Annotated in this window: 14 protein-coding genes and 1 pseudogene; 5 read left to right on the top strand and 10 right to left on the bottom strand. The window is 55.7% G+C overall.

The window, feature by feature from the left end; translation table 11 throughout:
- Positions 1–24 precede the first annotated feature (24 nt).
- The 7 genes from H6973_19810 to nifH form a co-directional block, all read right to left on the bottom strand.
- Complete coding sequence (locus H6973_19810; GenBank protein MCP5127771.1) at positions 25–549, bottom strand: flavodoxin; 525 nt, start codon at positions 547–549, stop codon at positions 25–27.
- Between the two features lie 34 nt (positions 550–583).
- Entirely contained in the window at positions 584–859 is a 276-nt protein-coding gene (locus H6973_19805) for a hypothetical protein (protein ID MCP5127770.1), read from the bottom strand.
- Positions 856–1,569, bottom strand: coding sequence for a dinitrogenase iron-molybdenum cofactor biosynthesis protein (locus H6973_19800; protein ID MCP5127769.1), 714 nt, complete (start codon positions 1,567–1,569; stop codon positions 856–858). Before H6973_19800 ends, H6973_19805 begins: the two co-directional genes overlap by 4 nt.
- Positions 1,566–1,778: a putative nitrogen fixation protein NifT gene (gene nifT, locus H6973_19795; GenBank protein MCP5127768.1), complete on the bottom strand. Its 213-nt coding sequence runs from the start codon at positions 1,776–1,778 to the stop codon at positions 1,566–1,568. The genes H6973_19800 and nifT overlap by 4 nt, the downstream gene beginning before the upstream one ends.
- 73 nt (positions 1,779–1,851) lie before the next feature.
- On the bottom strand, positions 1,852–3,417 hold the full coding sequence (gene nifK, locus H6973_19790) for a nitrogenase molybdenum-iron protein subunit beta (GenBank protein MCP5127767.1): 1,566 nt from the start codon (positions 3,415–3,417) through the stop codon (positions 1,852–1,854).
- Positions 3,418–3,445: 28 nt separating this feature from the next.
- Positions 3,446–4,918: a nitrogenase molybdenum-iron protein alpha chain gene (gene nifD, locus H6973_19785; protein ID MCP5127766.1), complete on the bottom strand. Its 1,473-nt coding sequence runs from the start codon at positions 4,916–4,918 to the stop codon at positions 3,446–3,448.
- 67 nt (positions 4,919–4,985) lie between these two features.
- On the bottom strand, positions 4,986–5,876 hold the full coding sequence (nifH, locus tag H6973_19780; protein MCP5127765.1) for a nitrogenase iron protein: 891 nt from the start codon (positions 5,874–5,876) through the stop codon (positions 4,986–4,988).
- A 142-nt stretch (positions 5,877–6,018) separates the two neighbouring features.
- Here nifH and H6973_19775 point away from each other — a divergent pair, with 142 nt between their 5' ends.
- Positions 6,019–6,885, top strand: a complete 867-nt coding sequence (locus H6973_19775) for an NAD(+)--dinitrogen-reductase ADP-D-ribosyltransferase (protein ID MCP5127764.1) — start codon at positions 6,019–6,021, stop codon at positions 6,883–6,885.
- 105 nt (positions 6,886–6,990) lie between these two features.
- Positions 6,991–7,941 (top strand): homocysteine S-methyltransferase, encoded by a 951-nt coding sequence (gene mmuM / locus H6973_19770; protein ID MCP5127763.1) that lies wholly within the window; start codon positions 6,991–6,993, stop codon positions 7,939–7,941.
- Here the strand turns inward: mmuM and H6973_19765 are convergent.
- Positions 7,920–8,873, bottom strand: a complete 954-nt coding sequence (locus H6973_19765; GenBank protein ID MCP5127762.1) for an MBL fold metallo-hydrolase — start codon at positions 8,871–8,873, stop codon at positions 7,920–7,922. The genes mmuM and H6973_19765 overlap by 22 nt on opposite strands.
- A 132-nt stretch (positions 8,874–9,005) precedes the next feature.
- Here H6973_19765 and H6973_19760 point away from each other — a divergent pair, with 132 nt between their 5' ends.
- Both H6973_19760 and H6973_19755 read left to right on the top strand, forming a co-directional pair.
- Positions 9,006–10,028 (top strand): glycosyltransferase family 4 protein, encoded by a 1,023-nt coding sequence (locus H6973_19760; GenBank protein MCP5127761.1) that lies wholly within the window; start codon positions 9,006–9,008, stop codon positions 10,026–10,028.
- An 89-nt stretch (positions 10,029–10,117) separates the two neighbouring features.
- Positions 10,118–10,381 (top strand): hypothetical protein, encoded by a 264-nt coding sequence (locus tag H6973_19755; GenBank protein MCP5127760.1) that lies wholly within the window; start codon positions 10,118–10,120, stop codon positions 10,379–10,381.
- Between the two features lie 111 nt (positions 10,382–10,492).
- Here H6973_19755 and H6973_19750 read toward each other — a convergent pair.
- Both H6973_19750 and H6973_19745 read right to left on the bottom strand, forming a co-directional pair.
- Positions 10,493–10,678 (bottom strand): annotated as a pseudogene (locus tag H6973_19750) (N-carbamoyl-D-amino-acid hydrolase).
- Between the two features lie 103 nt (positions 10,679–10,781).
- A complete protein-coding gene (locus H6973_19745) occupies positions 10,782–10,955 on the bottom strand; it encodes a hypothetical protein (GenBank protein MCP5127759.1) in 174 nt (57 codons plus the stop codon).
- A gap of 198 nt (positions 10,956–11,153) precedes the next feature.
- Here H6973_19745 and H6973_19740 point away from each other — a divergent pair, with 198 nt between their 5' ends.
- The gene (locus tag H6973_19740) at positions 11,154–13,247 is read left to right on the top strand and encodes a fibronectin type III domain-containing protein (protein ID MCP5127758.1); all 2,094 of its coding nucleotides are present in this window, start codon (positions 11,154–11,156) and stop codon (positions 13,245–13,247) included.
- The last annotated feature ends 12 nt before the right edge of the window (positions 13,248–13,259 follow it).

The raw sequence follows: 13,259 nt of genomic DNA, 5'->3' as shown, positions 1-13,259 counted from the left end.
AACCGCCCAATTCACCTGCCACAATTAACTTGCTACGGCTTCGCCCAGCAACTCTGGCTTCACCAACTCCAGCCATTCCTCCAGCCGTTCATCCGTTAGATCCGCCTGATTGTCCTGGTCGAGAACCAGCCCTACGAATTCGCCGTCGCGTAACGCCTTCGATTTCTCGAACTCGTAGCCTTCCGCCGACCAACTCCCGATAAAACGGGCGCCCAGTTTCTTGAGCTTTTTGTAGGTGATGCCCAGCGCATCGACGAATTCAGTGGGATAGCCGACCTGGTCCCCCAATCCGAACAAAGCAATCGGTTTTCCTTCCAGATGGCTGGCCTCCACCTTCCCCAGGAACTCCGCCAAGGGTTCAGGCAATTCGCCATCGCCCAAAGTGGGCATGCCAACAATCAGAGCTTCGCAATCCAACATTGCTTCGGGAGTAGTCTTTGCTACATCGAACAGCTCAATTTCATCTTCGGCAAACTGCTTCCTGATCTTTTTGGCGATCTTGCGGGTGTTGCCGGTATCGGTGGCGTAGAACAAACCAATCTTGGCCATGATTATTACCTCACTGAGTTAAAAATTTTTTCAATCAGGAATCTACACATTCCGTCGTCACCGCGAGCACGACCCCGGTCGCAATCTGAGGATCATCGGTCAGGTGCAAACAGTGCTGACGGCTATCGACCAGATACACATTGACGCCTTCGCCTTGCAGCACCGGTTCTGCATCATTAATGTCGTCGTCCAGACAATCCGTGAAATACAGGTTGGGGTACACTTGGCGCAAGTGACTGAGTGCCGCGTAATCAACACCGTGCGTTGACGCCCACTGGGCGATGTCGTTCAGTTGGCGCGAGGTGATCATGACGCCTCCTCAATCTCAACCGGGGATTGAACGGTCGAGGCGCGGCCAATAATCCGAGCCAGCCAGGGCGGCGGATCGCCAGCCAGTACGGCTTGCAATTCATCCAGCACCGGCTGCGCCTGACCGGGCCATGCGCGCTTGATCGGATGAACGCCGCTGTTGACCACTCGGGCGGCGGCAGGACCACCGATCGACAACACACATAACAGATCGCAATCCGCGATCAACGCTACGCGATCCGCGCTGTGATCGATACTGAGTCGGGCGACGTTGGAAGCAGACCGCACCGCAATCAAGCGTGTCTCGGTCGCTGAAACCTGATAGATCAGAAACCGCGCGCAGGAACCGAAATGACCGTCCAGGCGCTCGCCGCCATTCGAGGCGCAAGCAACCCGGATCGAATGCGGTATATCGCCCTCACGATAAGGCTGAGGCTGTGGGATTTCCGCCGCCTCATCGACCTCGTTCTCACCTTTCAGATCACTCAACGCCTGGCGCAACAGCGCGCCATCGACTTCCCGTAACGCGCCATCGGCGGCCATTTTGAGATCCTTGACTGTCAGACCGTTAAGCTTGTCCTCGGTCAAGGGTTCGTCCAGCGCGGTCAGCAGGATGCTGAGCAACCGGCCAGAACTGGTGTCGGGCAATCGTCGCGCTGCCAAGGCAATGCGCAGCGCGATGCAACGCGGCAGTGAGTCGGCGACGGTCATAGCCGCTTCACTCTGACGGTTAAGGGTAACTTGGGCGGCTGCGCGAACGGTTCAAGATAAAAGCGCGAGCCATCGGCCAGTTGCATTTCTCCGCCCCAAGCATCGGGGCCGGAATGTTCCAGCGCCACGACGGTCTCTTCATGATCCTTTTTGGTGATATAAAACACCAACTGACCGGCTGCATTATTTCGCAACATCACATTGGGCATGACTGCATCTCCTGTGAACGGTGGGACGGACTTCCTGCCCGTTAAACCGGCTGAATGTCCGTCCACCTGCGGGTCAACGAATCAAGTCGAAGGCATAGTCGGTTTCGCCCATCGTCATGGTGTCCTGATCGAGTTTCTCCATCACTGCATTCACCAACGCCTTGAGGATATACATCGCGCCTTCGTAGCCCAGCGTGGTGTCCCGGTGCAGGTGATGACGATCAAACAACGGGAATCCCAGGCGAATCAGCGGCACTTCAAATTCCTTGCCTTTGTGCAAGGTGTCGCGCTGAATGAACTTGCCATAGGAATTGCCGATCAGGAAATCAGGCTTGTCCGCGAACACCAGTGAACGCAAATGCCAGAGATCCTTGCCAAAATGGACTTCGGCGCTTTGACCATAAGGCGAGTCCTTGAGCCGCTTGGTCATTTCCTTGGTCCAACGCTTGCTGCCGTTGTGACACAGCACATGCAAGGGTTCGGCGCCTAATTCCATGAGAAACTCGCACAACCCCAACACAAAATCAGGATCGCCGAAGACCGAGAAGCGCTTGCCGTGCAACCAGGAATGCGAGTCGGTCATCATGTCCACCAACCGGCCCCGCTCCAAGGCCAACGACTCGGGGATGGGCTTGCCAGTTAACTCGGAGACTTTCATCAGAAATTCATCGGTTCCCGTTAAACCCATCGGGATGTCAATGGCGTTCGCCGGTTGCTTCCAGGTCTCCTGCACAAACTTCTTGGTCTTGGTTAAATGCCACGGTTGCAACAACAAGGTGTCGATCGCATTGGGCGCATCCTTGATTTCGGCAATCGTTGTGCCGCCCGCGTACATGCGGAATTCACCGTCGGTCGGGGTGTCGAGAATCTCCTCGGGATCGCACAGCATGGTGTACTCGACGTCCATTTCCTTCAGCATCCGCTTGATGACGCGGTAGTTGCCCAAGTAGGTCTCGAAGCCAGTTACGATGTTGAGCTTGCCGTTGGATCCAACCGTCTTGCCCTCCATCTCGTTGAGAGTGAAGTAACGCAGGATACCTTCCAGCATGTTGTCCCAGCCGGTGGTGTGGCTGCCGACGAAGCTGGGGGTATGGGCGAACGGCGTGGGGAACTCCATGGGCACCCGCCCGTCCTTCTTGGCGTTGTTAATGAAGGCGTTCAAATCATCGCCGATCACTTCCGCCATACAGGTTGTGGAAACTGCAATCATTTCCGGTTTATAGAGGGTCATGGAATTTTCCAGCCCCTCGAACATATTTTTCTGTCCGCCGAACACCGCCGCATCCTCGGTCATCGAGTCGGAGACCGCGGCGACCGGTTCACGGAAATGCCGGTTAAAGTAAGTCCGGAAGTAGGCCACGCAACCTTGGGAGCCGTGAACGTAAGGCAGGGTCTTGTAAAAGCCCAGCGCACACAACACAGCCCCGAGCGGTTGACACGCCTTGGCCGGGTTGATGGTCAGCGCCTCACGCTGGAAATTTAGTTCCTTATAAGCCTCAGTGGTCGTCCACTGAAAAACCTCTTCCAGTTTTTGCGTGGGAGGGGCTTCTTCGAACACATGCTTGCGGGCGAATGCCTGTTGGTATTCATCACTGTTAAACAGCGGATAACCAGGATTGATCGCTTCAACGTCTTGCATGATACCTTCCTCGTTTAGACCAGGCTGATCAGGCGATGGCTTGCAGCACGGGTGTGCTGGCACGTTGCCAAGGCGCTTGCAACTTCTTCCAGCAAGGGTTATTGATCGTCATGTCCATATCACGGGCAAAAATGGCGAAACCGTCATAGCCGTGATAGGGGCCGGAGTAATCCCAGGAGTGCATCTGCCGGAACGGGATGCCCATCTTGTGAAAGACATACTTTTCCTTGATGCCAGAGCCGATCAGATCCGGCTTCAATCGCTCTACAAAGGATTCCAGCTCAAAGCTGGTCGCGTCGTCATAAATCAGCGCGCCATCCTGCACTTCCTTGAAGGTGCGGTCATAATCGTCGTTGTGAGCAAACTCGTAGCCGGCGCCGATGACTTCCATTCCCAAATCCTCATAAGCGCCGATGACATGGCGTGGACGCAGCCCACCGACGAACAGCAAGACCCGCTTGCCCTCCAGCCGGGGCCGATACTTAGCGATGATAGCGTCCATGGCCGGCTGGTATTTAGCAATCACCCGTTCAGCGTTCTCCTTGATCGTATCGTCAAAGAAGGCGGCGATCTTACGTAGGCTTTCCGCAATCTTGGTGGGGCCGAAGAAGTTATATTCCATCCAGGGCATCCCGTACTTCTCTTCCATGTGCCGGCTGATGTAGTTCATCGAGCGGTAGCAGTGCAGCAGATTCAGCTTGGCGTGACGCGTGTTTTCCATCTCTGGGATCGAGCCATCCCCCGACCATTGAGCGATGACGCGCAGCCCGATTTCCTCCAGCAGAACGCGCGAACTCCAAGCATCGCCGCCGATATTGTAATCGCCAGTGATTGCGACATCGTAGGGAGTGGACTCAAAACCTTCCTGTTTGTCCCGGTTATGCAACACCCAGTCGCGCAGCGAGTCGTTAGCGACATGGTGACCCAGGGATTGAGAAACGCCCCGGAACCCTTCGCAGCGCACTGGCACGACGGCCTTACCAATCTCTTTAGCCGACTTCTTAGCGACCGCTTCGATATCATCGCCAATCAAACCAATGGGGCATTCCGATTGAATGGTCACGCCTTTCGCGAGCGGGAACAGGGTGTCGAGTTCGCTGATGATCTTGGCCAGCTTTTTATCGCCGCCGAACACCACATCCTTTTCCTGAAAATCGGAGGTGAAGTTCATATCGTTGAAGACGTTGATCCCGCTATAACCGGTTACATAATTGCGGCGACCGGCCCGGGAAAACTGACCGCAACCGACCGGTCCATGAGAGATATTCAGCACATCTTTAACCGGTCCCCACACGACGCCCTTAGCGCCGGCGTAGGCGCAACCGCGCGCAGTCATAACGCCCGGCAAGGCTTTCTTATTAGCGACGATACACTTGTTGGATTTTTCCAGAGATGGATCATTCGCCATCAGATGTTTGGCGCGTTGCTTACCGGTGGCTTCCGGGTAAACTTCCAATACTTCCTGAATTAATTGTTCAGTTTCCTGGCGGTTCATAGTCATGATCAATTCCTCGCATCGGTTCTAACGCCCTCCCTCTGTGGAGAGGAGAGAGGGTTAATGTGTTGGTTCAGGCGGCGCACAGCGCTTCGTCAGCCGCAGTTTTGCCGACAATCGATTCGTCTTCTTCATCGAGAATGCCGAACTCCAATAACAGATCTTCCAGTTCGTCCATGGTCAACGGAGTGGGAATCACCAATTTTTTGTTATCAACGATTTTTTGGGCCAGTTCACGATATTCGTCCGCCTGCTTGCAGTTGGGGTCATACTCGATGACGGTCATGCGGCGAATTTCGGCGCGCTGCACCACATTGTCGCGCGGCACGAAATGAATCATCTGGGTGCCCAGCCGTTCGGCCAACGCCTCAATGAGTTCCGCTTCGCGGTCGGTCTTGCGCGAGTTACAGATCAGGCCAGCCAGCCGTACGCTACCGGAAGTGGCGTATTTGCAAATACCTTTGGCGATGTTATTAGCTGCATACATCGCCATCATCTCGCCGGACACCACGATGTAGATTTCCTGGGCCTTGTTCTCACGAATCGGCATGGCGAACCCACCGCACACCACGTCGCCCAACACGTCATAGAACACAAAGTCGAGTTCTTCGTCGTAGGCGCCTTCCTCTTCCAGGAAGTTGATCGCGGTGATGACGCCGCGTCCGGCGCAACCTACGCCCGGTTCCGGACCACCGGATTCGACACAACGAACGCCGCCATAACCGACTTTCAAAACATCATCTAATTCCAAATCTTCAACTGTGCCTGCGTCCGCTGCCATCTGCATAATCGTGCTCTGGGCTTTTGCGTGCAGCATCAATCGGGTGGAGTCGGCTTTAGGATCGCAACCTACGATCATGACTTTCTTGCCAACGGCGGCCAGTCCCGCTACCAAATTCTGTGTCGTCGTGGACTTGCCGATACCGCCTTTTCCGTAAATTGCGCATTGACGTATCATCGCCATGGTATTTCTCTCCGGTCGCTAAATTAATGAACCTTGCTTTAACTATCCCTGGTTCAAGCGCCGTGCCAAGGATGACTAAAAATTAACTCACTGTTTATTAAATTTTATTTATTAGCTACGGTCTGAACGACGGGTGGCATAGATGACAAACACAGCGACTTGTAGGATTAACGACAATTCCAGCGTGGCGCTGGAAGCTGGAATTCGCCTGCCACGGAGCGCTTGTCTTCCCATCAACCGCTGTAACTTGCCCGCAGCGGTGTTAGGAGGGCTGACTTTTCAACAGCATCCAGCGCCCTTGTTGCTCGATGGCGTGGCGGAATTGCATCGCCTGTTGTTCCAGTTGCTAGAGCCCTTGGCGGACCCAACGGAGCGGGCGCGCCAGTTCATGGATTACATGACGGTGTATTTCCGACTGGAGGCGTTGGAGGAGGTCGGCTTAAGTCCCGGGCGTCCCAAGTTGCGCGGACGAGCCGATTATCTGCGTATGGTGCGGGGGTGGGCCTTCGATCCCGATTGCCGGGAAGGCGCGGTTCTGAAAGGCTGGGTGGAATCCCGGTTCGGCCTGTTGACCCGCTATCATGGAGGATTGCTGGATGATCGCACCCAGGAGGCTTATCTACATTTTCAGGAAGCACGCAGTCACGGCTTATACAGCACCAACGCCCTCGAAGCCCAATTGGATCTCTTATACACCTACTGCCAATATGAGCTTCACTGTTCCCAACCGGAATTGACGCATCTGAACCTGTATCGCGGCTTCAACCGTTTCAGCGATGACCAAGTGCTAGCGCAGCTTGATCGCCGCCGCATGGTCGTGCTGCTGAATAACCTGAGTTCCTTCAGCGTCCGCCGGGAGCGGGCTGAGGAGTTCGGTGACCATTTGTTACAGACGCGAGTGCCTTTATCCAAAATATTTTTCTACAACAGGATGTTGCCGGGAATGCTCAAGAGCGAAGACGAGTATGTGGTGATTGGCGGGATTTACGAGGTCAAGCGGCTCGCCTGAGGCGGGATTAGCCTCTTGTCAAAAATCGAGAGAATCGAACAAGAGTTCAGACGCTGATGCGCTGCGCAGAAAAGCAAATTAAATCCCATGAAAATCCCGCTACATATCAATCCTCTGTCCCCTCTCCTTGCGCAATATCCTGTTCTCATCCTGGACGGCGCATTGGCTACGGAACTGGAGCGACGCGGTTGCGACTTGTGCGATCCTTTGTGGTCCGCAAAGGTGTTGTTGGAAAACCCGGAATTGATCTATCAGGTCCATCTGGATTATTTTCAGGCGGGCGCTGATTGCGTTATCACCGCCAGCTACCAAGCTACCGTAGAAGGCTTCATGCAACGCGGGTTGCCGCGCGAGACGGCACTGGAACTGATACAACGATCAGTGCGACTGGCCATCGAGGCGCGTGATGCTTTCTGGTGTGACCCGGCGAATCGGAGGGATCGGCCCCAGCCACTGATCGCGGCCTCGGTCGGGCCTTATGGCGCTTTCCTGGCCGATGGTTCCGAATATCGGGGCGACTATGGGCTGACCGAGATTGAGCTAATGGACTTCCATCGTCCACGGTTGGCGGCCCTGCTGGAAGCCGGTCCCGATCTGCTGGCCTGCGAAACCCTGCCTTGTTTCACGGAAGCCCAGGCGTTGGCACGACTTCTTGCAGAATTTCCCGACGCTTGCGCCTGGTTCAGCTTCAGCGCATGCGATGAGTTGCATATCTGTCATGGCGAACCCCTGGCGGATTGCGCCGCCTGGCTCGATCGAATCCCGCAAGCGGTCGCCATCGGCGTGAATTGCACCGCGCCCCGCTACATCCCGACGCTCATTACGGCGATCCAGGGAGCAACAGCTAAACCCATCGTGGTCTATCCCAATTCCGGGGAGATTTATAACATCGAGCAGCGTGGCTGGAGCGGTTCTGCAACCTGCGCGACTTTCAGCGCTGAAGCGCGCAGCTGGTATGCCAATGGCGCGCGACTGATCGGCGGTTGTTGTCGAACCACGCCCGAGCATATCCGCGAGATCGCGGTCTGGAGGCGTCAACTTACGGGTGCAGCATGATCCAACCAATAATGTAACCCTTGGGCGTTGATCTCGATATCCGAGCGCAACACCTCGCGCCATTGCTCAGGCGCCAGCCGCCACCCTTGCCGCGCCGCTTCAGCGTCCATTAATGTCCATAATCCTTCCACGATGCGCGCTTCCCGCCCCGGACCGCTATCGCGCTCCCGTTCGGCCACGGCGACATGCGCGTCAATCAGCCGGTGCAGATCGGCGCCCAGGCGCTGCACATCGCCAACCCGAGCGAAATGCGTCATAAAGACAGCCTCCGGCTGATAGCTTAAAATTCGGTCGACGGACGCATGCATGACAGGGGGATCGAACTGGGTCGGGGACGTAGTCGGCACGACCGATGGCCGACCCTCTACATCCAGTTCACGGAAGGACATGCCGAAGATGTCGCCAGTGAAAATACCACCGCTTCGGGTATCGCGGAGACACAGATGATGACGCGCGTGACCCGGCGTATCGAGGCATGTCAGGGCGCGCCCCGCCAAGTCGAGGGTATCGCCATCGCTGGCGGCGATGATCCGTTCGGCGGCGACCGGGGTTGGATCGCCGTATAGACGGCGGGCTGCCTCTGGACCATACACTGCGCCCACCGCGGCGAACAATTTGGTTGGATCGGCCATGTGCGCAGCCCCGCGAGGATGGACCACGAGGCGCGCTTCCGGAAAGGCTTGCATCATGACCCCAGCGCCACCAGCGTGGTCGAGATGAATGTGAGTCAGAAACACATAGGCTACATTCGCTGGCGTCAGTCCCAGGAACTGAAGTGCGTCCAGAACTCGGGGCAGGGAGGTATAGCTTGCAGTGTCGACAATCGCTACCTGGTCATTTTCGACGATGAAGTGAATAGCGGCCAGTTGGGGGCGAATGTAAGCGGCATCGAGCGCGTAAATGCCGTAGTCGTAGCGGAGCAGTTCGAGCATGGGAATTCTCATGGCGGAAGTAATGAAAGGCGCAGCCTGATTAACAGGAGCCTGGATGGCTGAACACAATGTTACAATTTTCAGTTCCTGACCCCTAGCTCCTATCAATAATATCTTATTTTTCTTATTGAAATGAACATCCTGACTACGTTGGCGGCTTTTGTGACCGCGTTGGCGCTGACGTTTCTGCTCTCCCGGCCTACTGCCCGCTGGCAATGGCTTGATCATCCCAATGACCGTTCCCTGCACCAGCGTCCAACCCCCAGGACTGGCGGCATAGCGGTTCTGGTAGGTGGGTTGACTGGCGGCTTCCTGCTGGCGTTCTTCGTTCCAGCTACCCATCCTCTACTGATCGCGCTGTTGCCTGGACTGTTGCCATTAATTGCCGTCGCCTGGTTCGATGACCAACAGGGAATCGCCGTGGGCTGGCGTCTCACGGTTCATGTCTGGGCCGCCCTCAGTCTGGTTTTACTTGATCTGGCTCCACGGTGGTTGCGCCTGCTTGGCGGATCATGGCCACTCCCCGAGTGGATCGCCGTGATTCTGACGGCTTTATTCGTGGTGTGGATGATCAACCTCTACAACTTCATGGATGGCATGGATGGTTTCGCTGGCGGCATGGCGGTCATCGGATTTTCCGCGCTGGCCTGGCTGGGACGGGCGGATGCCGGATTTTCCTCGGTTTGTTTGATCGTAGCGGCAACCAACGCCGGTTTCCTAGTTTTTAATTTTCCCCCGGCCCGGATTTTCCTGGGCGACATCGGTTCCACAATACTGGGCTTCCTGGCCGCGGCCTGCGGTCTTTGGGGCCAGCGAGAAGGACTATTCCCCTTCTGGGCGTTACTACTTGTATTCTCCCCTTTCATTGTGGACGCTACAGTCACCTTAGTGAGACGTTTACTAAGGGGCGAGAAGGTTTGGCAGGCGCACCGAAGTCATTATTACCAACGTCTGGTGTTGTTGGGTTGGGGACATCGCCGCACCGTGCTGGCGGAATATGCGCTGATGCTGGCTTGCGCGGGTTCGACGCTGCTGGCGGTGCATTGGTCGCTGGCGGGCCAGACTATTTTGGTAACGGCCTGGGTTCTGGTTTATGGACTGCTAATTCGGGGCGTGTCCTGGTTGGAGCAGCGGCGTTATGCGCCGACGCATTAGTTTTCCCTGTATTTTTATAAGGTAAATTTGGCCATTTGTGCTATAATGATTTGTGCTTATGGAAGCAGGAAGAGCAAGTGAGGTGCGCCATGAATACTATCTTGCAGCATCAGCATGAATATGAATGGGCGGATCGGCGAGCGGCGCCGCGTACTCAGGTGGGGATAAAGTGTCCAAATTGTTGCGGCCCACATGTTGAGCAAAGCACCCGCGTCGAATGCGGACCTATTCCTTATTCCTGGCAGGGTCCTGAGCAATCCTATGCGGTCTATGCTTACTCGTGCCTGACCTGTGGCGCGGAGTTTGTTGCTGGAACAACGGAGCATTATCTGCGGCGCCATTACGCGCATTAGAAGAGGATATGCGTCTCTGACCACCGCAGGGGCGAGGGGAGCAATCCGTAGGTCGGGCAATGCTACGTTTATGCCCGACCTACTATCAAAGAACCTTATTTTTACAGCCTCTTACACCTTAATCACCGCGCTGGCTCGTTCGGTGATCAGCCGATAAGCATGGGGCTGACGATGACGGGCGAAGTTGAACGTGGTGTTTTTATACGACGCGCACAAGTTCAGATCGCAGCGGGCAATCGCCAATTCATCACCCTTGATGGAATAGGCGGCGACAATTTCCCCGGAAGGCGCGATGATGCCCCGTACCCCTTCCACTGCGCCGATGTCGAAATTCCCGCGTTCCAAAACTAGTCCCTGCCCAGTCCAAAGCGCTCGTTTTCATCCTTGTACCACAGTGTGTTCAGTCCAGCAGCGCAAGCCAGCCCGTCGAGCCAGCGCAGTGACGTTGGCGCGTAACCAGGCCAAGCGGTGATTTCACGACGCGCGCGTCTTCAAGACCGTGCTCGCTGATAATGGCTTCGAGTGCAGCGGGATTACTGAAAGCATGAGCGCGAACCGTGATCAGGGCAGGCATGGCGACTCCAGGATGAAATAATTTTGAGAAGTGTCAACATGGACTGTTTAGTCCACATCAATTGCCGATTGCACTTGACCTATTTTATGCATGTACTATGTTTTGCAAGACGTTAGGTAATTCTACTTCCTGTTTTGGTTTTCCATGTTTCCACTCGCATCTTGCGGCATCTTCAGACTTAAAGCGGAGCGCCTCGCTATGTCCGATAAAGCGGTTTCCCGATCTTTCGTCGCCCTCTCGTCCTTGCTGCCGGGACTATCCCTGGTTCTTTGCGGTGTTCCGCTGCGCGCTCAGGCGCAGGCCAATTTGGAATCACCCTCGCCGGAAGCCTTTGTTGAGAGTGGCATTGGCCTGATCCGGGGGTGGGTCTGCAACGCCACGCAAGTCGAAGTCAGTATCGACGGCGAAGCGCTGCGTCCGACGGCGTATGGCACCAAGCGCGGCGACACCGAGGCTGTGTGCGGCGACACCAACAATGGTTTTGGCTTGACTTTTCCATGGTACCAGATCGGTGATGGCGTCCATAATCTGCGCGCTTTCGCCGATGGGGTGGTATTCGCCGACGTCAACTTCACCGTCGTCGCGCTAAGCGAGGATTTTCTTACCGGTCTCAGTGGCGAATACCCGCTGGCGAATTTTCCCAGCGCCGGAGTTTCTTCGAGAATCCGTTGGTCCGAACCGCACCAGAATTTTGTCTTTGTCCGTTCCATTTCGATTCCCGATAATCCCAATCCCCCTTCCCACCCCCGGGCGCATCTGGAGTCACCCACCCAAGGCTCCTATGAAAGCGGCATCGGTTTAATCCGAGGCTGGGTGTGCGAAGCGTCGCAAGTCGAAGTCAGCATCGACGGCGAGGCGTTGCGTCCGACGGCGTATGGCACCAAGCGCGGCGACACCGAAGACGTGTGCGGCGATAGCGATAACGGCTTTGGACTCACATTCCCCTGGTACCAGATTGGCGACGGCGCTCATAACCTGCGCGCTTTCGCTGATGGCGTGGAGTTTGCTAATGTTAATTTCGCAGTCACCACCATCAGCGAAGGTTTTCTTACCGGCCTCGACGCTCAGTTCAAGTTAGCCAATTTCCCCGAAGTGAATCAGACCACCAATGTGCGCTGGTCGGAACCGCATCAAAACTTTGTGGTGTCCAAAACCACCGCGACGCCTGCGAAAATCGCCACCATTGCGGCCATCACCGACCGTAGCAATCCCATTGCTGTCACCGGCGCCAGCTCCACTTCAAAGGAAGCAACCGGGTTGCTGACGATCAAGGATACGGTCGGACAGATCTTGCAGATCGGCGGAGTCAACTGGGCCGACACCGATGCCAGGGTATCCACCGATCTGATTCTGGGCGACGATGGCCTTCCCGCTAGGTACCAGGACTCCTCCGGGACCCGAGCGCGTTTCAGCGCTTTCACCGAGATGACGGTTACCGTGGAATTTGTGGACTCGAATGACAATCCACAGGCGGAACCTGTCACTGTGTCGATTCAGTCCAGCGTATTGCAGGCGCTTCAGGAGATTATCAATCTGTTCAAAACAGAATCCGCCGCATCTCTTGCGCAGAAAACGCGCTTGACCCCTTCCGCGTCACTTTCCGGATCGACTCCCGCTACAACCGAAACGTCTCCGCTATTTTCGCTTAACAGTCTGTTTGTGAATGCGTACTGGTACGGTAGCCTGGCCACTGCTGAGACCCTGTGCGCCGTCCAGAAAGCGGCCACTGCCGCTGGCGTTGCTAACGTCGTGGCATCGACCGCGTGCGACTCCCCTCTGATCAAAGCCTTTCTATTGCTTGCCAGCCTGCGCCAGACTACAAATAACGACTTGACTGACCAAACCGATCCGGTGGCGCAACAGTCCTTGCAGTTCGATGCGGATATTGCTGAAGCGCCTTGCAATCCGGCTGATAGCAGCCTGGGTTGCCTGACTCCCGCCACAGAAATATTGCGAACCCGTGAAGCGCAAGCTGGGGATGCGATTCCTCCCGCACCACCTGTTACGGTTCCATCGGCGCCCACCGGTTTGAACGCGAGCGATGGTCTTTTTTCAGATCGGATCAGTGTGACCTGGAATATCGTTTCCGAAGCAACCAACTATCAAGTCTATCGCTCCACCTCATCGAGTGGCGGTGGCGCGCAGATTGGACAGATGCAGAATACCAGCCTGAATGACTTTAATATTGTCCAGGAAACGACTTACTGGTATTCAGCGAAAGCCTGCAATGACGCAGGTTGTAGCGACTTCAGTAACATCGACAGTGGATTCGCCACTTCCACGGCGCAGTAACCTGCCCCATGG

Source organism: Gammaproteobacteria bacterium, assembly GCA_024235095.1.
GTDB lineage: Bacteria > Pseudomonadota > Gammaproteobacteria > Competibacterales > Competibacteraceae > UBA2383.
The sequence above is the reverse complement of the archived record's forward strand: the minus strand, read 5'-3'. Positions and strand labels throughout refer to the sequence as shown.

Coding starts and splice junctions, on each gene's coding strand:
- H6973_19810 (MCP5127771.1), bottom strand. CDS start 549: ATGGCCAAGATTGGTTTGTTCTACGCCACCGATACCGGCAACACCCGC.
- H6973_19805 (MCP5127770.1), bottom strand. CDS start 859: ATGATCACCTCGCGCCAACTGAACGACATCGCCCAGTGGGCGTCAACG.
- H6973_19800 (MCP5127769.1), bottom strand. CDS start 1,569: ATGACCGTCGCCGACTCACTGCCGCGTTGCATCGCGCTGCGCATTGCC.
- nifT (MCP5127768.1), bottom strand. CDS start 1,778: ATGCCCAATGTGATGTTGCGAAATAATGCAGCCGGTCAGTTGGTGTTT.
- nifK (MCP5127767.1), bottom strand. CDS start 3,417: ATGCAAGACGTTGAAGCGATCAATCCTGGTTATCCGCTGTTTAACAGT.
- nifD (MCP5127766.1), bottom strand. CDS start 4,918: ATGACTATGAACCGCCAGGAAACTGAACAATTAATTCAGGAAGTATTG.
- nifH (MCP5127765.1), bottom strand. CDS start 5,876: ATGGCGATGATACGTCAATGCGCAATTTACGGAAAAGGCGGTATCGGC.
- H6973_19775 (MCP5127764.1), top strand. CDS start 6,019: ATGACAAACACAGCGACTTGTAGGATTAACGACAATTCCAGCGTGGCG.
- H6973_19765 (MCP5127762.1), bottom strand. CDS start 8,873: ATGCTCGAACTGCTCCGCTACGACTACGGCATTTACGCGCTCGATGCC.
- H6973_19760 (MCP5127761.1), top strand. CDS start 9,006: ATGAACATCCTGACTACGTTGGCGGCTTTTGTGACCGCGTTGGCGCTG.
- H6973_19755 (MCP5127760.1), top strand. CDS start 10,118: ATGAATACTATCTTGCAGCATCAGCATGAATATGAATGGGCGGATCGG.
- H6973_19745 (MCP5127759.1), bottom strand. CDS start 10,955: ATGCCTGCCCTGATCACGGTTCGCGCTCATGCTTTCAGTAATCCCGCT.
- H6973_19740 (MCP5127758.1), top strand. CDS start 11,154: ATGTCCGATAAAGCGGTTTCCCGATCTTTCGTCGCCCTCTCGTCCTTG.